24 protein-coding genes and 1 tRNA gene are annotated in these 22131 nt (G+C 61.3%); 7 read left to right on the top strand and 18 right to left on the bottom strand.

What is annotated here, in order from left to right:
• Positions 1 to 163: 163 nt before the first annotated feature.
• The 6 genes from M2400_RS20595 to M2400_RS20570 form a co-directional block, all read right to left on the bottom strand.
• Positions 164 to 763 (bottom strand): 50S ribosomal protein L25/general stress protein Ctc, encoded by a 600-nt coding sequence (locus tag M2400_RS20595; protein ID WP_177048187.1) that lies wholly within the window; start codon positions 761 to 763, stop codon positions 164 to 166.
• A 136-nt stretch (positions 764 to 899) separates the two neighbouring features.
• The gene (locus M2400_RS20590; protein ID WP_003208392.1) at positions 900 to 1841 is read right to left on the bottom strand and encodes a ribose-phosphate pyrophosphokinase; all 942 of its coding nucleotides are present in this window, start codon (positions 1839 to 1841) and stop codon (positions 900 to 902) included.
• Between the two features lie 45 nt (positions 1842 to 1886).
• Positions 1887 to 1961: transfer RNA gene (locus tag M2400_RS20585), tRNA-Gln, on the bottom strand.
• 36 nt (positions 1962 to 1997) lie between these two features.
• On the bottom strand, positions 1998 to 2849 hold the full coding sequence (ispE, locus tag M2400_RS20580) for a 4-(cytidine 5'-diphospho)-2-C-methyl-D-erythritol kinase (protein ID WP_259197516.1): 852 nt from the start codon (positions 2847 to 2849) through the stop codon (positions 1998 to 2000).
• Position 2850: 1 nt separating this feature from the next.
• Positions 2851 to 3468 (bottom strand): lipoprotein insertase outer membrane protein LolB, encoded by a 618-nt coding sequence (gene lolB / locus M2400_RS20575; RefSeq protein WP_177048184.1) that lies wholly within the window; start codon positions 3466 to 3468, stop codon positions 2851 to 2853.
• 4 nt (positions 3469 to 3472) lie between these two features.
• The gene (locus M2400_RS20570; RefSeq protein ID WP_177048183.1) at positions 3473 to 5197 is read right to left on the bottom strand and encodes a tetratricopeptide repeat protein; all 1725 of its coding nucleotides are present in this window, start codon (positions 5195 to 5197) and stop codon (positions 3473 to 3475) included.
• Between the two features lie 303 nt (positions 5198 to 5500).
• On the opposite strand from M2400_RS20570, the gene hemA reads away from it, so the two are divergent.
• From hemA to M2400_RS20540, 6 genes are all read left to right on the top strand, one after another.
• Positions 5501 to 6790 carry a glutamyl-tRNA reductase gene (gene hemA / locus M2400_RS20565; protein WP_008432265.1) on the top strand — a complete coding sequence of 430 codons (1290 nt, stop codon included), beginning with the start codon at positions 5501 to 5503 and terminating at the stop codon, positions 6788 to 6790.
• The gene (prfA, locus tag M2400_RS20560) at positions 6787 to 7869 is read left to right on the top strand and encodes a peptide chain release factor 1 (RefSeq protein WP_177048181.1); all 1083 of its coding nucleotides are present in this window, start codon (positions 6787 to 6789) and stop codon (positions 7867 to 7869) included. Before hemA ends, prfA begins: the two co-directional genes overlap by 4 nt.
• Complete coding sequence (gene prmC / locus M2400_RS20555) at positions 7870 to 8697, top strand: peptide chain release factor N(5)-glutamine methyltransferase (protein WP_177077138.1); 828 nt, start codon at positions 7870 to 7872, stop codon at positions 8695 to 8697.
• Positions 8694 to 9449, top strand: coding sequence for a molybdopterin-synthase adenylyltransferase MoeB (locus tag M2400_RS20550; RefSeq protein ID WP_177077141.1), 756 nt, complete (start codon positions 8694 to 8696; stop codon positions 9447 to 9449). Before prmC ends, M2400_RS20550 begins: the two co-directional genes overlap by 4 nt.
• A complete protein-coding gene (gene murI / locus M2400_RS20545) occupies positions 9442 to 10236 on the top strand; it encodes a glutamate racemase (protein ID WP_259197515.1) in 795 nt (264 codons plus the stop codon). Before M2400_RS20550 ends, murI begins: the two co-directional genes overlap by 8 nt.
• A 112-nt stretch (positions 10237 to 10348) precedes the next feature.
• Complete coding sequence (locus tag M2400_RS20540; protein WP_177132815.1) at positions 10349 to 10867, top strand: acyloxyacyl hydrolase; 519 nt, start codon at positions 10349 to 10351, stop codon at positions 10865 to 10867.
• A gap of 134 nt (positions 10868 to 11001) precedes the next feature.
• Here the strand turns inward: M2400_RS20540 and M2400_RS20535 are convergent, their stop codons facing one another.
• The 12 genes from M2400_RS20535 to M2400_RS20480 all read right to left on the bottom strand — a co-directional run bounded on the left by M2400_RS20535 (position 11002) and on the right by M2400_RS20480 (position 21008).
• On the bottom strand, positions 11002 to 11307 hold the full coding sequence (locus M2400_RS20535; RefSeq protein WP_003208416.1) for a YkgJ family cysteine cluster protein: 306 nt from the start codon (positions 11305 to 11307) through the stop codon (positions 11002 to 11004).
• A 54-nt stretch (positions 11308 to 11361) separates the two neighbouring features.
• Complete coding sequence (locus tag M2400_RS20530; RefSeq protein ID WP_259197514.1) at positions 11362 to 11853, bottom strand: DUF2878 domain-containing protein; 492 nt, start codon at positions 11851 to 11853, stop codon at positions 11362 to 11364.
• A complete protein-coding gene (locus M2400_RS20525) occupies positions 11846 to 13117 on the bottom strand; it encodes a cyclopropane-fatty-acyl-phospholipid synthase family protein (RefSeq protein ID WP_177115957.1) in 1272 nt (423 codons plus the stop codon). Before M2400_RS20525 ends, M2400_RS20530 begins: the two co-directional genes overlap by 8 nt.
• On the bottom strand, positions 13104 to 13910 hold the full coding sequence (locus M2400_RS20520; RefSeq protein WP_259197513.1) for a DUF1365 domain-containing protein: 807 nt from the start codon (positions 13908 to 13910) through the stop codon (positions 13104 to 13106). Before M2400_RS20520 ends, M2400_RS20525 begins: the two co-directional genes overlap by 14 nt.
• Positions 13907 to 15154 carry an NAD(P)/FAD-dependent oxidoreductase gene (locus M2400_RS20515; RefSeq protein ID WP_177077149.1) on the bottom strand — a complete coding sequence of 416 codons (1248 nt, stop codon included), beginning with the start codon at positions 15152 to 15154 and terminating at the stop codon, positions 13907 to 13909. Before M2400_RS20515 ends, M2400_RS20520 begins: the two co-directional genes overlap by 4 nt.
• Positions 15151 to 15933, bottom strand: a complete 783-nt coding sequence (locus M2400_RS20510; RefSeq protein ID WP_177077151.1) for an SDR family oxidoreductase — start codon at positions 15931 to 15933, stop codon at positions 15151 to 15153. Before M2400_RS20510 ends, M2400_RS20515 begins: the two co-directional genes overlap by 4 nt.
• Positions 15930 to 16352, bottom strand: coding sequence for a nuclear transport factor 2 family protein (locus M2400_RS20505; RefSeq protein WP_177048161.1), 423 nt, complete (start codon positions 16350 to 16352; stop codon positions 15930 to 15932). The genes M2400_RS20510 and M2400_RS20505 overlap by 4 nt, the downstream gene beginning before the upstream one ends.
• On the bottom strand, positions 16345 to 17790 hold the full coding sequence (phrB, locus tag M2400_RS20500; RefSeq protein WP_259197512.1) for a deoxyribodipyrimidine photo-lyase: 1446 nt from the start codon (positions 17788 to 17790) through the stop codon (positions 16345 to 16347). The genes M2400_RS20505 and phrB overlap by 8 nt, the downstream gene beginning before the upstream one ends.
• Complete coding sequence (locus tag M2400_RS20495) at positions 17791 to 18720, bottom strand: MerR family transcriptional regulator (RefSeq protein ID WP_177048157.1); 930 nt, start codon at positions 18718 to 18720, stop codon at positions 17791 to 17793.
• Between the two features lie 3 nt (positions 18721 to 18723).
• Positions 18724 to 19695 (bottom strand): YbgA family protein, encoded by a 972-nt coding sequence (locus M2400_RS20490; protein ID WP_371321507.1) that lies wholly within the window; start codon positions 19693 to 19695, stop codon positions 18724 to 18726.
• A 114-nt stretch (positions 19696 to 19809) separates the two neighbouring features.
• A complete protein-coding gene (locus M2400_RS20485; protein ID WP_259197511.1) occupies positions 19810 to 20025 on the bottom strand; it encodes a TIGR02450 family Trp-rich protein in 216 nt (71 codons plus the stop codon).
• On the bottom strand, positions 20022 to 21008 hold the full coding sequence (locus M2400_RS20480; protein ID WP_177048154.1) for an NAD(P)/FAD-dependent oxidoreductase: 987 nt from the start codon (positions 21006 to 21008) through the stop codon (positions 20022 to 20024). The genes M2400_RS20485 and M2400_RS20480 overlap by 4 nt, the downstream gene beginning before the upstream one ends.
• Before the next feature lie 209 nt (positions 21009 to 21217).
• On the opposite strand from M2400_RS20480, the gene M2400_RS20475 reads away from it, so the two are divergent.
• On the top strand, positions 21218 to 22117 hold the full coding sequence (locus M2400_RS20475) for a TIGR01777 family oxidoreductase (protein ID WP_177120326.1): 900 nt from the start codon (positions 21218 to 21220) through the stop codon (positions 22115 to 22117).
• The last annotated feature ends 14 nt before the right edge of the window (positions 22118 to 22131 follow it).

Here is a 22131-nt window from a genome sequence, read left to right as displayed (position 1 = left end):
CAGGGGCCCTTCCTTTGGAGTTGTGGATAACATCGCCGTTGGTGCGGCGAAAGTGGACGACAAACGCTTATCAACCGTTAGAGGCCAACTTCGCATTCTCGCCCGCTTTCTCGCTACGTTCCGGTCCGCGATGTTTCCTCAAGCTCCGGCATTACAGAGTGAATTACTCTGCAGCGCCTTCTTCAGCTTCTGGTGCAACGCGTGGAGCGTGTACGTTTGCAACAGCTTTGTCATCACCGTGAGCCAGTGCAACAAACTCAACGCCTTTAGGGGCTTTGAGGTCGGACAGGTGGATGATGTCGCCGATTTCAGCAGCCGACAGGTCGACTTCGATGAACTCAGGCAGGTCTTTCGGCAGGCAGGTCACTTCGATCTCGGCTACAACGTGCGAGATTTCGCCGCCTTTCTTGATCGGAGCAGCTTCGCCAACGAAGTGCACAGGCACGATAGCGGTCAGTTTCTGACCGGCTACTACGCGAACGAAGTCAGCGTGCAGCACGTGGCCTTTAGCTGGGTGACGTTGCAGTGCCTTGATGATGACGTTCTGCTTGGAACCACCAACGTTCAGCTCGATGATGTGGCTGTAAGCCGCGTCGTTTTCGAGCAGTTTGGCGATTTCTTTAGCCAGCATGCTGATGGATTCAGGGGCTTTTTCGCCACCGTAAACTACAGCTGGAACCAGGCTTGCGAGACGACGCAGGCGGCGGCTCGCACCTTTCCCCAGGTCGGAACGCAGTTCAGCATTCAAAGTAAAATCGTTCATGTTGTATCTCCAAAATAACCACATTCGCCCTAGCGTTTGCGACCAGCGCTAAAGGCGATATGGGCAAAAAAGCCCCGCCCCAACAGAATGCTGGGGCGGGGCGCTTTTCGTCAGGTTGATGCCTAAGGTGTGACCCTTAACGGAACATCGCGCTGATCGATTCTTCGTTGCTGATGCGGCGAACCGCTTCGGCAACTACCGGTGCGATATCCAGTTGACGGATACGCGAACAGGCTTGAGCTGCAGCGGACAACGGGATGGTGTTGGTCACCACCAGTTCGTCCAGCATTGAGTTCTCGATGTTCTCGATCGCTCGGCCCGACAGCACAGGGTGTGTGCAGTAGGCGAAGACTTTTGCTGCACCGTGCTCTTTCAGGGCTTTCGCCGCGTGGCACAGGGTGCCGGCGGTGTCGACCATGTCATCAACCAGAATACAGGTACGCCCTTCGACATCACCGATGATATGCATCACTTCAGAGTGATTGGCTTTCTCACGGCGTTTGTCGATGATCCCGAGGTCCACGCCCAGGGATTTGGCAACAGCCCGTGCACGCACGACGCCACCAATGTCCGGGGACACGATCATCAGGTTTTCAAAGCGCTGGTCTTCGATGTCATCCACCAGGACGGGGGAGCCGTAGATGTTATCTACCGGAATATCGAAGAACCCCTGGATTTGGTCAGCGTGCAGGTCAACCGTGAGAACACGGTCGATGCCTACCACGGTCAGCATGTCAGCAACGACTTTCGCGCTGATAGCCACACGTGCGGAACGCGGACGGCGATCCTGACGGGCATAACCAAAGTAAGGGATTACAGCTGTGATTCGAGTCGCTGAGGAGCGGCGGAAGGCATCAGCCATCACGACGAGTTCCATCAGGTTATCGTTGGTCGGAGCGCAAGTCGGCTGAATAATGAAGACGTCTTTACCGCGGACGTTTTCATTGATCTCGGCTGTAATTTCGCCGTCGGAGAACTTACCGACAGAGATGTCACCGAGAGGGATATGCAGCTGACGTACAACACGCCGAGCCAGATCGGGGTTAGCATTCCCCGTAAAGACCATCATCTTGGACACGCGCAGTACCTAGAGGCTGAGGGTAACCTGGATGAGTATAGAAAATGGCAGGGGCGGCTGGATTCGAACCAACGCATGGCAGGATCAAAACCTGCTGCCTTACCGCTTGGCGACGCCCCTGTATCTGTTGCAACGAGTACCCAGTACTCGGTTCCTTTAGAGCAGACTTTGCAGCTTGCGATGCAACATCGAAACGTTGCTTCCCTTTGCTACAAACCCTGTAAGGGTCTCTGTAAGAAGGGCCGAGACTTTATCAGCTTCAGCTTTGCTTGGGAAGCCCCCAAACACACAACTTCCAGTTCCGGTTAATTTTGCTTCGGTAAAATTACCTAACAAATTCAAAGCGTTACGTACATCTGGATAACGCCTTGCTACAACCGGTAAGCAGTCATTTCGACTGTTTCCCTTGGGAACGGGGCGCACTTTAATGGGAGGAGAGTTACGTGTCAACAGTGGATCTGAAAAAATTTCTGCTGTACTTACAGATACTTGCGGAACAAGCACGACATACCACGGCTCTTCGGGGTCTACAGGGGTGAGTTTCTCGCCCGCGCCCTCGGCAAAAGCGGCGTGCCCACGCACGAAAACCGGGACGTCCGCGCCCAGTGTCAGGCCCAGCGCGGCCAGGCGATCGTGGTCCCAACCCAGTTGCCACAAGTGATTCAGGCCGAGCAACGTCGTTGCGGCATTCGAGCTGCCGCCACCGATGCCGCCACCCATGGGCAGGATTTTTTCGATCCAGATGTCGATGCCCAACGGGCAACCGGATTGTTCCTGAAGTTTTTTCGCGGCCTTCACAATCAGGTTGCTGTCGTGAGGCACGCCTTCGAATTCGGTGTGCAGTTGAATCACGCCGTCATCGCGAACGGCGAAGGTCAGCTCATCGCCGTAGTCGAGAAACTGAAAAATCGTCTGCAACTCGTGATAGCCGTCTTCACGGCGACCGAGAATGTGCAGCATCAAATTGAGTTTGGCCGGGGAGGGCAGGGTCAGGCGTTGCTCGGTCATGTCACTGCCCCAGCTTGCGAGGTTGCCAGTCCTTGATCACCAGCGTGACGTCAAGGTCGGTGCCATGCAGCTTGATGCGCTCGGGCAGCCAGTAACCGTTCTGTTGCACATAGCTCAGGTACTCGACCTGCCAGCCATCCTGCGCAAGCGACGCCAGGCGGCTGTCGCCGTTGAGGCTCAGGCGGCTCTTGCTGTCCGGTGCGGGCAGGCCGCGCACCCACCATACGAGGTGCGAGACGGGGAGCTTCCAGCCCATCTGTTCTTCCAGCAGGGCTTCGGGCGTCGGTGCCTCAAAGCGGCCCTGATTGGCCACTTCCAGGCTGACTTGCCCCGGCCGGCCGGTCAGGCGTGCCGCACCGCGGCCCAGCGGGCCTGACAGGCGAATGTCGTAATAGTCCTGGCGTTGCAGCCAGAACAAGGTCCCGCTGCCCGAATCCTTCGGCGCACGAATGCCGACCTTGCCTTCAATCTGCCAGCCGTCGAGGCTGCTCAGTTGGTCCTTGTGCTGCTGCCATTGCGCCGGGTTGCCCGGGCCTTCGACAGATTCACGGGTGCCAAGGCCCGAACAGCCGGCGAGCAGGGCGATAAAGCTGAAAACGATGACGTGGCGCAAAAACATAGAATTAAAGGGTCTCGGATCCGGTCAGGCGCTTGATGGTGCTGCGCAGGATTGGGCTTTCGGGCTGCTCCTTGAGGAACTTCTCCCAGATTTGTCGCGCTTCGCGTTGCTTGCCATTGGCCCAGAGCACTTCGCCCAGGTGTGCGGCCACTTCTTGGTCGGGGAAGCGCTCCAGCGCCTGGCGCAGCAAACGTTCAGCTTCGTCCAGGTTGCCCAGGCGGTAGTTCACCCAGCCGAGGCTGTCGAGAACGGCCGGGTCTTCCGGGTTCAACTGGTGAGCCTTTTCAATCAGCTCCTTGGCTTCGGCGTAGCGCGTTGTACGGTCGGACAAGGTGTATCCCAGGGCGTTCAGTGCCATGGCGTTGTCCGGGTCGCGCTTGATGATCAGGCGCAGGTCTTTTTCCATCTGCGCCAGGTCATTGCGTTTTTCCGCCTGCATGGCGCGGGTGTACAGCAGGTTCAGGTCGTCCGGGTATTGCAGCAAGGCTTGCTGCAGGATTTTCCAGGCGCGGTCGCCCTGCTTGTTGGCCGACAAGGTCTCGGCCTGGATCAAATACAGCTGGATCGCGTAGTCCGGTTCGGCATCCCGTGCGGCAGCCAGGCGTTTTTCCGCCTCGTCGGTGCGGCCGTTGTTCATCAGGATATCGGCCTGGCGCAGTTGCGCCGGCAGGTAATCGTTGCCGGGACCGACCTGGGCGTACTCGAGCAGCGCAGCCTGCGGGTCGTTACGCTCTTCAGCGATGCGGCCCAGGTTCAGGTGCGCCGAATCAACGTGGCTCTCCCGGGCGATCAAGTCTTCCAGATAACCCTTGGCCTCATCCCAGGCCTTGGCTTCCAGGCACACCAGCGCCAGGGAGTAACGCAACTCGTCATCGTCCGGGTATTGCTGGACGAGGTTGGCGAACTGCACCTTGGCGTCTTCCATGCGGTCCTGTTCAACCAGCATGCGGGCGTAGGTCAGCAGCAGGCGCTTGTCGCCCGGGTACTTCTTGATACTTTTTTCCAGCAGCGGAATCGCTTCCTTGCCGCGGTTGAGGTTTTGCAGCAGGCGGGCCCGCAGCAGGATCGGCGCAATTTCGCCGTCTTCCGGCGGGTGTTGCTCCAGCAGCTTCAAGGCGGCCTCGGGCTCGTCATCCTGTTGCAGCAACAGCGCCTTGCCGAAAATCAGCTGGCTGTTGTTCGGGTGTTTTTGCAGCAGGCGGTCGAAACTCTTCATCAGGCCGTTGCGGGTGTCCTGATCGGTGTCGGCGGCCGACAGCGCGAGGAAGTCGAAATGCGTGTCGCCCTTGCCCTGCAGGACTTTCTCCATATACACCATGGAGTCGTCATAGCGTCCGGCGCGGGCCAGTTGAATGGCCGCTGCCCGTTGCGCCTCAAGATCGTCCGGGGCGTTCTTCGCCCAGATCAGCGAGGAATCCAGGGCGGCCTGATCGGCGCCCAGGTACTCGGCGATGCGAAACGCCCGCTCCGAAATCCCCGGATCCTGAGTATTGATGGCCTGGGTCACGTAGTTATCCAGGGCAATGTCGAAACGATTGCGCTGGCCGGCCAGCTCCGCGCTCAGCAGACTGAAGATCGTCTCTTCACTGAACGAGGAATAAACCTTGGGCTTTTCAGGGGCGGGAGTGCTGTCTTCTACCGGCGGCGTACCGTCCGGCGACACGGGTGCCATGGCCTGGCAGCCGCTGAGGAAGACAAAAGCAAGGAGCAACGCGGAAGATCTATTCATATAGGAAGAGGACGACTAACCTGCGGTCGGATCATCATGACACAAGCCTTCGGCCAAACATAACCGGGGCGCCCGTAATACGCTTATTGCTTTCCCTGTAGGAGCAAGCTTGCTCGCGAAGATCGTCAACGATAACGCGTTCATTCTGGATTGACGCGTTGCCTGAGCGTTTTTCGCGAGCAAGCTCGCTCCTACAGGATGCCTTTATAGACACAAGGCATTAGGACAATAGCCTACGGTGGTTGTTCTGAATCATTCGAAGTAGGACAATTGTCGGCTTCCCGACATCATCAGCGATATTGAATGGCCTTCCTTGCACTCGGTATTAACCACAAGACTGCTTCTGTAGACGTCCGCGAGCGCGTGGCTTTTACTCCCGAGCAGTTGGTTGAGGCCTTGCAGCAGCTCTGCCGGCTCACCGACAGTCGCGAAGCTGCGATCCTTTCGACCTGCAATCGCAGCGAGCTCTATATAGAGCAGGAGCATCTTTCAGCCGATGTGGTGCTGCGCTGGCTGGCCGATTACCACCATTTGAGCCTCGACGAGCTGCGCCAAAGCTCATATGTGCATGAAGAGGATGCGGCAGTTCGTCACATGATGCGCGTCGCCTCCGGGCTCGATTCGCTGGTGTTGGGCGAACCGCAGATTCTTGGCCAGATGAAGTCGGCCTACGCCGTGGCCCGCGAGGCCGGCACCATCGGGCCGTTGCTGGGGCGCCTGTTCCAGGCCACCTTCAATTCGGCCAAGCAAGTGCGCACCGACACCGCCATCGGTGAAAACCCGGTGTCCGTGGCGTTTGCCGCGGTCAGCCTGGCCAAACAGATTTTCAGTGACTTGCAACGCAGCCAGGCCCTGCTGATCGGCGCCGGCGAGACCATCACCCTGGTCGCCCGCCATCTGCACGAGCTGGGGGTTAAGCGTATCGTCGTCGCCAACCGCACCCTGGAGCGTGCGAGTATCCTTGCCGAGCAGTTCGGTGCCCACGCGGTGCTGCTGTCGGACATCCCGGCCGAGTTGGTGCGCAGCGATATCGTTATCAGCTCCACCGCCAGCCAGTTGCCGATCCTGGGTAAGGGCGCGGTGGAAAGCGCCCTGAAACTGCGCAAGCACAAGCCGATCTTCATGGTGGATATCGCCGTTCCCCGGGATATCGAACCTGAAGTCGGCGAGTTGGACGACGTTTACCTCTACAGCGTCGACGACCTGCACGAAGTGGTCGCCGAAAATCTCAAGAGTCGCCAGGGCGCAGCCCAGGCCGCCGAGGAAATGGTCAGCACCGGTGCCGACGATTTCATGGTGCGCCTGCGTGAACTGGCGGCGGTGGACGTGCTCAAGGCCTATCGTCAGCAAGGCGAACGCCTGCGGGACGAGGAATTAATCAAGGCCCAGCGTATGCTCGCCAACGGCAGCAGCGCCGAAGACGTGCTGATGCAACTGGCGCGCGGCCTGACCAACAAATTGCTGCACGCCCCCAGTGTCCAGTTGAAAAAGCTTACCGCCGAAGGCCGCCTCGATGCGCTGGCCATGGCCCAGGAACTCTTTGCCCTCGGTGAGGGCGCGACAGAAAGCTCTTCGGATAAAAAACCGCAATGAAAGCGTCACTGCTCAATAAACTGGACGTCCTTCAGGACCGTTTCGAAGAACTGACCGCCTTGCTCGGCGATGGCGAAGTCATCTCCGATCAAACCAAGTTCCGCACCTATTCCAAGGAATACGCGGAAGTTGAACCGATTGTGGGCGCCTATACACAGTTGCTCAAGGTTCAGGCTGACCTCGAAGGCGCCCAGGCGCTGCTCAAGGACAGCGACCCGGACATGCGCGAAATGGCCGTTGAAGAAGTGCGTGAAGCCAAGGACAAGCTGATCGAACTGGAAGGCGACCTGCAGCGCATGCTGCTGCCCAAGGACCCTAACGACGGGCGCAACGTGTTCCTCGAAATCCGTGCTGGCACCGGCGGTGACGAGGCGGCGATTTTCTCCGGCGACCTGTTCCGCATGTACTCGCGCTACGCCGAGCGTCGTGGCTGGCGGGTCGAGATCCTGTCGGAGAACGAAGGCGAACACGGTGGCTATAAAGAAGTCATCGCCCGGGTGGAAGGCGAGAATGTCTACGGCAAGCTGAAGTTCGAGTCTGGCGTGCACCGCGTGCAGCGGGTGCCGGCGACGGAATCCCAGGGCCGTATCCACACCTCTGCGTGCACCGTGGCCGTGTTGCCTGAGCCCGACGAGCAGGAAGCCATCGAGATCAACCCGGCAGACCTGCGGGTCGACACCTACCGTTCATCGGGCGCCGGTGGCCAGCACGTCAACAAGACCGACTCGGCGATCCGTATCACCCACTTGCCTTCGGGCATTGTGGTGGAGTGCCAGGAAGAACGTTCCCAGCACAAGAACCGTGCGCGGGCCATGTCCTGGCTGTCGGCCAAGCTCAACGACCAGCAGACCAGCGCTGCCGCCAACGCGATTGCCAGCGAGCGCAAGTTGCTGGTGGGTTCGGGCGACCGTTCCGAGCGCATCCGTACTTACAACTTTGCCCAGGGCCGGGTTACCGACCACCGCGTCAACCTGACGCTGTACTCCCTGGACGAAATCCTGGCAGGTGGCGTTGATGCAGTCATCGAGCCATTGTTGGCCGAATACCAGGCCGACCAGCTGGCGGCGATAGGTGAATAAATGACCATTATTGCCAGCCTGTTACGCGCCGCCGACCTGCCGGACTCGCCCACTGCGCGCCTGGACGTGGAATTGTTGCTGGCGGCTGCCCTGGGCAAGTCCCGCAGCTACCTGCACACCTGGCCGGAAAAAATCGTCAGCAGCGAAGACGCACTGACCTTCGCCGACTACCTGCAACGCCGCCGCACCGGTGAGCCGGTGGCCTACATCCTCGGCCAGCAGGGCTTCTGGAAGCTCGACCTGGAAGTGGCACCGCACACGCTGATCCCGCGTCCGGAAACCGAGATGCTGGTGGAAGCCGCCCTGGAATTGCTGCCTGCCACCCCGGCCAAGGTCCTCGACCTGGGCACCGGCAGCGGCGCGATTGCCCTGGCCCTGGCAAGTGAGCGCCCGGCCTGGCAAGTTACCGCCGTCGACCGCGTGCTGGAAGCCGTGGCCCTGGCCGAGCGCAACCGCCAGCGCCTGCACCTGAACAACGCCACGGTGCTGAACAGCCATTGGTTCAGCGCCCTCAAAGGCCACACCTACAACCTGATCATCAGCAACCCGCCTTATATCGCCGATACCGACCCCCATCTGGTGGCCGGTGATGTGCGCTTTGAGCCGGCCAGTGCGCTGGTGGCCGGGCACGATGGCCTGGACGACCTGCGGCTGATCATCGCCCAGGCGCCTGCGCACCTCGACGCCGCCGGCTGGTTGCTGCTGGAACACGGTTACGACCAGGCGCCTGCCGTTCGCGACCTGCTGCTGGGGGAAGGCTTTGAAGAAGTCCACAGCCGCATCGACCTGGGCGGCCACGAACGCATCACGTTGGGACGCCGCCCGTGATGAACGACCAGGAGCTGTTGCGCTATAGCCGGCAGATTCTGTTGCAGCATGTCGACATCGATGGCCAGTTGCGCCTGAAAAACGGCCGCGCGCTGATCGTCGGGCTCGGTGGCCTTGGTTCGCCCGTGGCGCTGTACCTGGCGGCGGCGGGTGTGGGTGAGCTGCATTTGGCGGATTTCGATACCGTCGACCTGACCAACTTGCAGCGCCAGATCCTTCATGACACCGACAGCGTCGGCCTGAGCAAGGTCGACTCGGCGATTCGCCGCCTGGGCGCGATCAATCCTGAGATTCAGCTGGTCGCCCATCGCAGCGCGCTGGATGTGGATTCCCTTGCGGCCGCAGTGGCGGCGGTCGACGTGGTACTGGATTGCAGCGACAACTTCTCCACCCGCGAGGCAGTCAATGCTGCGTGTGTGGCTGCCGGCAAGCCGCTGGTCAGCGGCGCCGCGATTCGCCTGGAGGGCCAGTTGTCGGTGTTCGACCCGCGCCGCGCCGAAAGCCCGTGCTACCACTGTTTATACGGGCACGGCAGCGAAGCCGAACTGACCTGCAGCGAAGCCGGCGTCATCGGCCCGCTGGTGGGTTTGGTCGGCAGCCTGCAGGCCCTGGAAGCCTTGAAGTTGCTCGCCGGTTTCGGCGAGCCACTGGTGGGGCGGCTGTTGTTGATCGACGCTCTTACCAGCCGGTTCCGTGAACTGCGGGTCAAGCGCGATCCCGGTTGCAGCGTCTGCGGTAGCCAGCATGGTTAAGGACGCGCCGATTGGTGTGTTCGACTCCGGTGTCGGCGGCCTGTCGGTGCTGGACGAAATCCAGCGTCTGCTGCCCTATGAATCGCTGCTGTACGTGGCGGATGGCGGCCATATTCCCTACGGCGAAAAAACTCCGGCGTTCATCCTTGATCGCTCGCGACGGGTGGCGGAGTTCTTCCGCGAAAAAGGCGCCAAGGCCTTTGTGATTGCCTGCAACACGGCGACCGTCGCCGCCGTCGCCGATTTGCGCCAGGACTATCCCGACTGGCCATTGGTGGGCATGGAGCCTGCGGTTAAACCCGCCGCCGCCGCGACCCGCAGTGGCGTGGTCGGCGTGCTGGCGACCACCGGCACCCTGCAAAGCGCCAAGTTCGCCGCGTTGCTCGACCGTTTCGCCACCGATGTGCGGGTGATCACACAACCCTGCCCGGGCCTGGTGGAGCTGATCGAGACCGGCGACTTGAACAGCCTGGCGTTGCGCCGGCTGTTGCAAGGCTATGTCGAGCCGCTGATTGCGGCCGGTTGCGACACCATCATCCTGGGCTGCACCCACTATCCCTTCCTCAAGCCCTTGCTTGCCGAAATGCTCCCGCCGACGATCATTCTGATCGACACGGGCGCGGCAGTCGCCCGTCAGTTACAGCGCCTGCTGAGTGATCGCGAACTGCTGGCCACCGGCAATCCCGAGCCTGCACAGTTCTGGACCAGCGGCGATCCCGAGCACCTAAGAAAAATCCTACCAACCCTATGGAAATCTCCTGGCGTTGTGCGTAGTTTTGGCGTGTGAAAAAAACGTGAAATAACGCCTTTATCCGCTGAACTTCTGGCTACACGGCAGCTTCTATAGCAAGTTAGCCGGTACAAAATCATACAACTTCGTTCGGAAGGGATGTTTCTCTATGAAGCGCTTGTTCTGTTTGGCTGCGATTGCGGCTGCAATGTTGGGGCACTCTTTTTCTGCGCAGGCTGCGGGCCTGGAATTTGGAGTGGGGAGTACGAGCGATTCGACCCTGACCTATCGGTTGGGGCTGACCTCGAATTGGGACAAAAGCTGGTGGCAGACCGATACGGGCCGCGTGACCGGGTACTGGAGTGGGGCCTACACCTATTGGGACGGTGACAAGCGCGCCAGCGTCAGCAGCCTGTCGTTCTCGCCGGTGTTTGTGTATGAGTTTGCCGGGGAGCGGGTGAAGCCGTACATCGAGGCCGGGGTTGGCGTGGCGGTGTTCTCCCGCACGCGGGTGGAAGACAACAACATTGGCCAGGCTTTCCAGTTTGAAGACCGACTGGGCTTTGGCTTGCGCTTTGTCGGTGGGAGTGAAGTGGGCATTCGTGCCACCCATTACTCCAATGCCGGGATCAGCAGCAATAACGATGGTGTCGAGAGCTATTCGCTGCACTACACGATGCCACTGTAACGCTCAAGAACACCGCAAAACCCTTGTAGGAGCTGGCTTGCCAGCGATGCAGGCACCTCGGTGCATCAGTTACACCGAGTTGATGCTATCGCCGGCAAGCCAGCTCCCACAGTTGATCTATATCGGTTTCAAAATCAGCGATACACCGTCGCAATCCCCTGGCGCTCATCAATGCACTCCGGCGCGCCCATCTCGAACTCCCGGCAGATCAGCGGTCGCTTCTCATAGATCGTGCACATCATCGTGTCGCGATCCAGCGCCGCGCACCAGCCATCATCCAGGCGCAGCATGACTTCGCCGCCCCAATCGTCGGTATCGATAAAGCGATCAGGCACGCCGGTATCGGTGATCAGCATGACTTCCAGCTGGCAGCAGCACGCGGCGCAGGTGGAGCAGGTGACGGCGGGTTCGGCGATTTGGGTGTGGGGGATGTTGGTCATAGGCGCGCAGTGTAAGGCAAGCGGCTTATGCGTGTGTGAAAGGCCTGACGGACGTCAGTGTGCCAACTGCCTGGCGACCCAGTGCAGCAATGGAAAAATCATGCCCCAGAGCAACGCCAGGCCGAGGATGGTCGCCACGGTGCCGTAGCCGAAACTGACCCCGGCCAACTGGCTGCCGGCGTAATAAGACAACGGCCCGCCCACCGCACCCAACAGGCTCGCGCGCCACCAGGGCTGCGCGCTCCAGGCCAGGCAATGGCGCAGCGTGGTTGCCAACAGCGCCCACAACAGGATCAGCCATAAAGGCGCCAGCGGTCCCGGCATGCTGAAATGAAACACGCCAAACCCGCGCAACGCGGTGTCGATCACCGTGCCCAGCAGGGTGACGGCCAGGATCACCTGGCCCTCCTCGGACCACGAACTTATCCACAGCAGATGGACCGCCAGCACGGCCGCTCCCACCAACAGCCACAGGCTGTTGCCGCCCAGCACACAGGCAAACCAGCCGCACTGGAACAGCACGGCGTTCGCCAGCGGTTTAAGCATCAAAACGCCCGAGCAGCGGTTGGGTCAGCGCCGCCGGCTTGGCGAGTAGCATCTGCGCGGTGCCGATGGTGCGCTCCATGAAGCCGCCTTCGCAGTAGCACAGGTAAAACTCCCACAGGCGCAGGAAGTATTCGTCGTAGCCCATGTCTGTCAGGCGGCTGTGGGCGCGGCGAAAGTTTTCATGCCACAGGCGCAGGGTACGCGCGTAGTGCAGGCCGAAATCCTCCATGTGCAGCAGGTTCATGTCGGTGTCGCGGCTGACGATCTCGAGCATCTTCTGCACGCAGGGCAGGGCACCGCCGGGGAAGATGTAGCGCTGGATAAAGTCCACGCTGCTCTTGGCCTGTTCGTAGCGTTGCTCACGAATGGTGATGGCTTGCAGCAACATCAGGCCGTTGCCCTTGAGCAACTGCGCGCACTGCTTGAAATAGGTGGGCAGGAAGCGATGGCCCACCGCTTCGATCATCTCGATGGACACCAGCTTGTCGTACTGCCCGGTCAGGTCGCGGTAGTCCTCCAGCAGCAGCGTCACCTGGTTCTGCAAACCCAGGGCCTCGATGCGTTTTTCAGTGTAGGCAAACTGCTCTTTGGACAAGGTCGTGGTGGTGACCTTGCAGCCATATTGCTGCGCCGCATAAATCGCCATGCTGCCCCAGCCGGTGCCGATTTCCAGCAGGTGGTCGGACGGTTTCAGGGCGAGCTTCTGGCAAATGCGTTCCAGCTTGTTCAACTGCGCCTGTTCCAGGGTGTCGTCGGCGGTGAGGAACTGCGCGGCCGAATACATCATGGTCGGGTCGAGGAATTCTTCGAACAGGTCGTTGCCCAGGTCGTAGTGGGCAGCGATGTTTTTCTGCGAGCCCTTGCGCGTATTGCGGTTGAGCCAGTGCAGGCCCTGGGTGAAGGGCCGCGCGAGCTTGGCCAGGCCACCTTCCAGCGCATCCAGCACATCCAGGTTGCTGACCATCACCCGCACCACGGCGGTGAGGTCCGGGCTGCTCCAGTAACCATGAATAAATGCTTCGCCCGCACCGATGGAACCGTTGGCCGCCACCAGGCCCCACACGGCTGAATCGAGGATCTGGATTTCCCCCAGCAGGTGCGCTTCCCGTGCGCCGAAGACTTGCCGTTCGCCGTCCTCCACCACCACCAACTGGCCGTGGCGCAGTTGGCCGAGCTGGCGCAGCACCGCTTTGCGCAGCAGTGCGGCGGTCATGCCGTTGACGTTCAAGCGGTTGGATTTGACCGATAAGCTAGGGGATTTCATGGCGGCGATCCTTGGTGTACCCGACTGCGGTGCGAGAAGCGCCTTCGGCGGCGTGATGGGAAAAAATCGGCGTGCGTTTAAGCAGAAGGCGCAAGGCTTGCCAATAAATGGCCAGGCAGGTCTTGGCGGTCATCCACGGGAAGCGCCACAGGTAACGGTGCAGGCTGGCGCGGTTCAAGGCTTCGCGTTGCAGGCTCAAGGTGGCGTCGAAGACTTTCAGCTCGCCCTGCCAGTCGGCCATGTGCACGCCGAGTTTCGCGGCGGGCGGGCTGAAGCTCATGCGGTACTCAAGGTCCCGGGGCAGAAACGGCGACACATGAAACGCCTTGGCCACGGCGAAGTGCTGGTGCTCGTCGGCAGGCAGCGCCTGGGCCGGCAGCACGTAGTGATAGCGCTCGCGCCACGGGGTGTTGGTCACTTCACAGAGGATCGCGGCCAGTGTTCCATCGGCCTCGAAGCAGTAGAAGAAACTCACCGGATTAAAAGCCAGGCCCCAACTGCGAGCCTGGGTCAGCAGGCAGATTGCGCCCAGGGGGATGCGCCCCAGGGCCTTGCCGACTTCTTGGCGTACGGCATCGGTCAAGCTCATGCCGTGACGGGTCAATTCTCGCAGGTAATCCTGCTGGCGAAACGCGAACGGCGCCCAGCGCTCGCCCGCCAGTGGCGACAAGCCGAACACGTCGTGCTGTTCGCTGAGGTCCAGGTACAGCAGGCCGATCCGGTAGCGGAAGGCATGGCCCTTGGGCGTAAACCGCCGATGGGCGATCCAGCCGCTGTAGAGGGCGCTGTTCACAGGATTTCCCCAAATGCCTTGGCCACGCGCAACGCGCTGACCACGCCGTCTTCGTGGAAACCGTTGGCCCAGTAGGCGCCGCAATAATAGGTGTGCTGCGCGCCGTGCAATTCTTCCCAGCGCGCTTGCGCGGCCACGGCGGCCAGGCTGTATTGCGGATGGGCATAGGTGTAGCGGGCGAGGACTTTGAGCGGGTTGATCATCGCCGTCTGGTTGAGGCTCACGCAAAAGGTGGTGGCGCTGTCGATGCCTTGCAGAATGTTCATGTCGTAGGTCACGGCCGCCTGCTTTTGCGCGCTGCCGTCCAGGCGGTAGTTCCAGCTGGCCCAGGCCAGTTTGCGCTCGGGCAGCAAGCGGGTGTCGGTGTGCAGGACCACGTCGTTGTCGGCGTAGGGCAAGGCGCCGAGGATCTGTTGCTCGGCCACGCTCGCATCGCCCAGCAATGCCAGGGCCTGGTCGCTGTGGCAGGCGAACACCACCTTGTCGAAGGCCTCGCTGCCGGCGGCGCTGTGGATCACCACGCCGATCGCTGTGCGTTCAACCCGGGTGACCGGGCAGTTGAGGCGAATTTTTTCGCGAAAGGACTGGGTCAGCGGCTCGATATAGCGGCTGGAACCACCTTCGATCACGCACCACTGCGGCCGGTTGCTCACCGACAACAAGCCATGGTTCTTGAAGAACCGTACGAAGAATTGCAGGGGAAACCCGAGCATGTCCGCCAGGGACATCGACCAGATCGCCGCCCCCATCGGCACGATGTAGTGCTGGATAAACCGCTGGCCGTAGCCGCCCGCTTGCAGGTACTCGCCCAGGGTCATCTCGGCGCTGATGCGTTGCTCTTGCAGGTCCAGCGGCGCCTGGCGGTTGAAGCGCAGGATGTCGCGCAACATGCCCCAGAACCCCGGCGACAGAATGTTGCTGCGCTGGGCGAACAGGCTGTTGAGGTTGTTGCCGTTGTATTCGAAGCCGGCGTTCGGGTCGCACACCGAAAAGCTCATCTCGGTGGGTTTGAACGTCACGCCGACCTGCCCCAGCAGCTTGATGAAGTTGGGGTAGGTCCAGTTGTTGAACACGATGAAGCCGGTATCCACCGCATAGCTTTTGCCATCCACCGTGACATTCACCGTGTGGGTGTGCCCGCCGATGCGGTCGCCCGCCTCGAACAGGGTGATGTCATGGCGGCGGCTGAGCAGGTAGGCACTGGTCAGCCCGGCAATGCCGCTGCCGATAATGGCGATCTTCACAGGTCGTCCTTGAGCGGTGGCGGGCTGCGCAGCATGCGTTTGCCGATGATCAGTTGCACCCGGTTCGGCAACTTCGACAGCGGCCACAACGCGGCAATAAACAGGGCCGGAAAGGCAATTTCCAAGGGGCGGTTTTTCAGCTTGGCGAAGATATGCCGCGCGGCCTTGTCCGCCGGCCAGCTCAAGGGCATCGGGAAATCATTGCGGGCGGTCAGCGGTGTGTCGACAAACCCGGGGCTGACCACGGTCACGTCAATCCCTTCGGGTGACAGGTCGATGCGCAGGGATTCGAACAGGTAACGCAGGCCGGCCTTGGAGGCACCATAGGCTTCCGCCCGGGGCATCGGCAGGTAGGTCACCGCGCTGGCCACGCCGACCAGGTGCGGGGTATTGCCGGCGCGCAACAGCGGCAGGGCAGCCTCGATGCAGTAACTGCTGGCGAGCAGGTTGGTGCGCACCACGTGTTCGATGATCGAGGCGTCGAATTGCTTGGCATCCACGTATTCGCAGGTGCCGGCGTTAAGGATCACAGTGTCCAGCGAGCCCCAGACCACGGCGATGTGTTCACCGATTTCGCGCACGGTCTGGCTGTTGGTCAGGTCGCCTGCCACAACCAGCACTTGCCCGGGGTATTGCGTTGCGAGCTGCTCCAGCGGCGCCTTGGAGCGGGAGCTGACGGCCACGTGGGCGCCGCTGTCGAGCAGCGCCTTGGCCAGTTCGGCACCGATGCCACTGCTGGCGCCGGTCAACCAATAACGGCGTGGGGGTATAAGGCTCATCCCATTCTCCTTTTCAACCAACTGACCACGCCACCGAGGACCGGCACGTGTTCATACAGCAGTGCACCTGCGTCGAAATAGTCTCGATGCTGGTACACCTTGTCGCGCCACAGCAGGTGCGAGCAGCCTTCGACGCGAATCACTTCGCCCTTGGCCAGGCGCGGGTGGCAGAAGCTCATTTTCCAGCGCAGGTAGCCTTCGCCTTCAGCCACTTGATCGAAGCCATGGAAGTCAAAGCGCAGCTGGGTGACGTTGTCGTACAGCTCGGCGAAGTAACGGTGCAGCGCCGGCAGCCCGTGCACTTCATGCAGCGGGTCGGTAAAGCTGATGTCCTGGCTGTACAGGCTGTCGAGCAGGTGCAGGTTATGCTTGTCCACACTGGCAAAGGCCTGGGCGAAGCGGCGCAGGAAGTCACTCATAACCACCCCCGACCGCCTGGCGTGAAGGCAGGCTGCGGAAGGCGGCGAGGGCGCGGTCGCGGGATTTTTTCAAATCGACGATAGGACGAGGATAGTCGGCCACGCCGAACAGGCCGCCCACGGCGTCGGGGTTGTGCACTTCCTTTTTGTTCAGCGCCGCCAGTTGCGGCAGCCAGTGCTTGATGAACACGCCTTCGCCGTCGAATTTTTCCGACTGGCTCAAGGGGCTGAAAATCCGGAAATACGGCGCCGAGTCGGTGCCGGTGGACGAACTCCACTGCCAGCCGCCGTTGTTAGCGGCCAGGTCGCCGTCGATCAGGTGGCGCATGAAAAAACGCTCGCCTTCGCGCCAGTCGATCAGCAGGTTTTTGGTCAGGAACATCGCCACCACCATGCGCAGGCGGTTATGCATCCAGCCGGTTTCCAGCAATTGGCGCATGGCCGCATCGATGATCGGCAGGCCGGTGCGGGCTTCCTGCCAGGCCTTCAAGTCGTCGGGGCTGTTGCGCCAGGCCACGGCTTCGGTTTCCGGGCGGAACGCGCGGTGGCGCGAGACCCGTGGGTAACCCACCAGGATATGTTTGTAGAACTCGCGCCACAGCAGCTCGTTGATCCAGGTGATGGCGCCGATGTCGCCGCTTTCGAACTCACCCTGGTTGCTTTGCAGCGCGGCGTGCAGGCATTGGCGCGGCGAGACCACACCGGCGGCCAGGTAAGCCGAGAGCTGGCTGGTGCCGGGCTTGGCCGGGAAGTCGCGTTCGTCTTTGTAGTAGCTGATTTGCCCGTCGGCAAACTGCTCGAGACGGCGACGGGCTTCGGTTTCACCGGCTGGCCACAGGGCGCGCAGGGCCTCGGTTGGCGAGGCAAAACCGTCGACGTGATCCGGGACCGGGTCGCTTTTGAGTGTGAGCGGCGTTTGGGCCTTGGGTGTTGCGACCAGGCGGGGCAGCGCGCCGTGCAAGCGGCTGTAGCAGACCTTGCGGAACTGGCTGAACACCTGGAAGTACGTACCGGTCTTGGTCAGGACGCTGCCGGGCTGGAACAGCAGCTGGTCCAGGTAGTTGTGGAAGATTACGCCCCGGGCTTCGAGGGCCTGGGCGACGGCGGCGTCGCGGCGCTCTTCGTGGATGCCGTATTCGTCATTGACGTGCACCGACTCGACCGACAGTTCCTGGCACAGGTCTGCCAGGACTTGCGGTGCCTGGTCCCAGGTAGCGGCGGGGCGGACCAAAAGCGGGATGTTCAACTCGCCCAATGCCACGCTCAAGCGCTTGAGGTTGCGCAGCCAGAAGTCGACTTTGCACGGCGCGTCATCGTGGGCCAGCCACTGCTGCGGGCTGATCAGGTAGACAGCCGCTGTCGGGCCGCGCTGTGCGGCGGCGGCGAGGGCGGTGTTGTCATGCAGGCGCAGGTCGGTGCGCAGCCAGATCAAGTGCATTTAAATAAGTCCCTGCTGGATCAGTACCTGATGGGCCGATAACGGGTCTTCGGCCAGCAGCAAATCAGGAATGTCTTGGGTTAATACGGACAGCTCGGCCTGGTGGATGCATACCGTTGGTCCGGTTATCAGTTTTGGGCAACTGAAGCCGCTCAAAAGTTTGCCCAGTGCCGACGTATGGAGTGCCTTGCTCGAATACAGCAGCACCGCCCGGGGTTGCAGGTGCTCGACGGCCAGGGCCAGTTCGCCGGCCGGCAGTGGCCAGTCGAACACTTCCACCGGGCAGTCGGCGCTGCTGGCCAGCCAGGCGGTGAGCCACAGATGCGGCTCCAGCGGCAGGTCGGATTGGTTGACCAGCAGCAACGGCGCGCCATTGAGTTGGCGGTTGTTGTGGTACATCCGCGCGCCGAATTTGCTGCGCAGCCAGGAGTAAAAAAACACCCGCTCCATCTGCGCGCCGAATTGGCCTTGCCAGCGCAGTTCAAGCTCCTTGAGCAACGGCAATAACAACTGCTCGCACAAGGTGCGCGGCGGGTACAGCGCCATGGCCTGGTTGAAGGCGTCATCCACTCGGCGTTCGGCCAATTCGCTGATGGCCTGCATCAGGTGCTGGCGACGGTTGTGCCATTCGTTTTCCACCGGCGGCTCGCTGGCGGGTTGCGCGGTGTCGATCAGGCTCTTGACCTGGCTGACGGGCACGCCGCGGTTGAGCCAGGTCAGGATGGTGTGGATACGTTGCACGTGCTCGGCAGAAAACAGCCGGTGCCCCTTGGGCGTGCGCTGGGGCACGATCAGGCCGTAGCGTCGCTCCCAGGCGCGCAGGGTCACGGCGTTGACGCCGGTCTGGCGCGCCACTTCGCGGATCGGCAGCCAGCCTTGTTCGATGGCCTCGGCGATGTCTTCGACAGGTTCTTGCAGGGGGAGAGTCATAGGTTAAATCGCATTACGCAGGCTGAGGTTTTCCGGGTGCGGTTGCAGGTAAGCCTGCTGCGCGATGTAGCGGTCCGGATGCTGGCGAAAGTGGTGCTTGAGCAGGGTCAACGGCACCACCAGCGGCACGATGCCCTGGCGGTATTGGCCGATGAGGGTCTGCACTTCCTGTTTGTCTTCGGCGCTGATGGCTTGCTTGAGGTAGCCGCTGATGTGTTGCAACACGTTTGTGTGGGTGCCGCGTGTGGCGCACTTGGTCAGGGCGGTCATCAGTTCGCTGAAATAGCCGGCGGCCAGGGCGTCGAGGTCGACGTCCCTGGGCATGCTGCCCAGCAGGTTGCCGAGGCTTTTGTAATGCACCGGGCTGTGGGCCATCAGCAGGTATTTGTAGCGTGCGTGAAATTCCAGCAGGCGGTGGCGGGTCAGGCCTTCGGCGAGCAGTTGCTGCCAGGTGGCGTAGACGAATACCCGGGTCAGGAAGTTTTCCCGCAGCACCGGGTCATTCAGCCGACCGTCTTCTTCTACCGGCAGGTTGGGGTGGCGCGCGCAAAACGCCTGGGCATAGATGCCGCGCCCGCCGCCGTCGATGGGCATGCCGTTTTCCTGATAGACCTTGACCCGCTCCAGGCCGCAGGACGGGGATTTCTGCATGAAGATGTAACCGCAGAGGTCGGTGTGTTCAGCGGCCATTTGTTGGCCGTAGTCGTCCAGCGGCCGGGTCACGTTGAGTTCGCGGTGCACCGTGCCAACGGCCTGGGGGTTGAGCGGGTCGCCCACCAGGCGAATCGGCTCGCGGGGAATGCCCAGGCCGATGGCAACTTCCGGGCACAGCGGCACGAAGTCGAAGTAATCGGCGAGGGTGTGGCTGCACAGATGGGATTGTTTGTGCCCGCCGTTGAACCGCACGTTCTCGCCCAACAGGCAGGCACTGATGGCGATTTTCGGTTTGCCGGTGGCGGGCAGGGTGCTGGGCATGGCCAAACCTCTATGAAAAATCCTGTACAGAGTTAAATTTCTGTACAACTTAATCTCATCATAGGTTTGAAGCTGTACAAGTCAAATAATTTGTACAGGTTTTTTCGGGGGCGGCTATTTCCAGCCGATTTTCCAGTCTTCGGCGTTTTGCAGGGCTTGCCAGGCCAGGCGCTGCACGCGATGGCTCATGACGGCTTCCAACTCGATCTCCTGCACATCGCCATCGTCGTCGCGCAGCAACTGGGTCACCAGGAAGTGTTTTTCCTTGTGCTGCGGGCGGGCTGCTGTCCACTTCGACAGCAGCAACTTGGCGGGATTGATGCGGTTCATTGCAGGTGCTCGATCAGCCGCCGGGCCGCTTCCTGGCCGCTGAGCCAGGCGCCTTCCACACGGCCTGACAGGCACCAGTCACCGCACACGTACAAGCCCAGGTCGGCGTCGGCCAGCACGCCAAATTCGTGGCTGGTGGACGGCCGCGCGTACAGCCAGCGGTGGGCGAGAGTGAAGGAGGGTGCAGGCATCGCGCTGTGCAAAAGTTCGGCGAAGGCGCCGTGCAGGTGTTCGATCACCGCTTCCTTGGACAGGTCCAGGTGTTGCTTGCTCCAGGTGCTGGTGGCGTGCAGAACCCAGGTGTCGAGGGTGGTGTCGCGCCCCGGTTTGCTGCGGTTGCGGGCCAGCCAGTCCAGTGGGCTGTCCTGCACGAAGCAGCCTTCCATGGGCGTATCCAACGGCTTGTCGAAGGCCAGGGCGACGGCCCAGGTCGGGTCCATTTTTACCCCGGCGGCGGCACTCGCCAGCTTGGGCGCAGCGGCCAGCAAGGCGGTGGCCTGCGGCGCCGGAGTGGCGATGATCACGTGGCTGAAGGGGCCGTGGTTTTCGCCGTCGGCGTCCAGCAGGTTCCAGTGGTGTTTGCCCTGGAACACTTCGGTGATGCGGCAGCCGAAGTGCACCGGCAGGTCATCCAGCAGGGCACGGGTGATCGCACTCATGCGCGGCGTGCCGACCCAGCGAATCTGTTCATCGGGGGAGGGCGTGAGTTGCCCGGACTTGAAGTTGTACAGCTGGGGTTTCCATTGCTCGGCGCAACCCTGGGCCTGCCAGCGTTGCACTTCGTTGACGAAACGCCGGTCGCGGGCGGTGAAGTACTGTGCGCCCATGTCCAGTGCCCCGGCATCGCTGCGCTTGCTGGACATGCGACCGCCACTGCCGCGGCTTTTATCGAAGAGTTGTACAGCGTGCCCCGCGTCTTTCAACGCTCGGGCGGCGGAGAGACCGGCGATGCCGGTGCCAATGATCGCGATGGGAACAGTCATGGGAGGCCTCGTTTTACCGTTGGGTACAGACTACGCCGACACCAATAGCTGTACAATATTGTTTTTTGGTATAAGTTTTGGCGTACCTGATCGTTTGGCGTGACCTATGGTTAAACCTGAGGGTTTAACCACCGTTGCGCCCGATTAAAACATCCCTGTCTATAAAATAGACTAACGGTGGTCGGCGAACGTTACACGAGGAACAACTCATGCACATTTTGCTGACCGGCGGTACGGGTTTGATCGGCCGTCAACTCTGCCAACACTGGCTTGCCCAAGGCCATCAACTTACGGTCTGGAGCCGCCATCCCGAGCAAGTGGCCAAACTGTGCGGCGCCCAAGTGCGCGGCATCGCCCGCCTGCAAGACATAAACGAGCCGGTGGACGCGGTGGTCAACCTGGCCGGGGCGCCGATTGCCGACCGCCCCTGGACCCATAAACGCAAGGCGTTGCTGTGGAGCAGCCGTATCGGCCTGACCGAAACCTTGTTGGCCTGGCTGGAGGGCCTCGAGCAAAAACCGGCCGTGCTGATTTCCGGCTCTGCGGTCGGCTGGTATGGCGACGGCGGCGAGCGTGAGCTGACCGAAGACAGTGGCCCGGTGCAGGACGATTTCGGCAGCCAGCTATCGATCGCCTGGGAGGAAACGGCCCAGCGCGCCGAGGCATTGGGTATCCGCGTGGTACTGGTGCGTACCGGGTTGGTGCTGGCGGCCGAGGGCGGCTTTTTGTCGCGGCTGTTGCTGCCGTTCAAACTGGCGCTGGGCGGGCCTATCGGCAATGGTCGGCAGTGGATGCCGTGGGTCCATATAAAGGATCAAATCGCCCTGATTGATTTTCTTCTGCACAAGAGCGATGCCAGCGGTCCTTATAATGCGTGCGCGCCACACCCGGTGCGCAACCTTGAGTTTGCCAAGACCCTGGGCAAGGTGCTGCACCGTCCGGCGTTCATGCCCATGCCGGCGTTTGCCTTGCGCATCGGCCTGGGTGAGTTGTCCGGCTTGTTGCTGGGTGGCCAGCGGGCGTTGCCCCAGCGGCTGTTGGCGGCCGGTTTCACTTTCCAGTTCACTGAGTTGCACGCGGCCCTGGACGACTTGTCCAGCCGCCTCTAGAGATAGGATGTTGC

It is taken from the genome of Pseudomonas sp. BIGb0558 (genome assembly GCF_024807515.1).
In the GTDB taxonomy this organism is placed as follows: Bacteria; Pseudomonadota; Gammaproteobacteria; order Pseudomonadales; family Pseudomonadaceae; genus Aquipseudomonas; species Aquipseudomonas yamanorum_A.
Note: the sequence above shows the minus strand (reverse complement) of the source record. Positions and strands in the feature narration are given on the sequence as shown.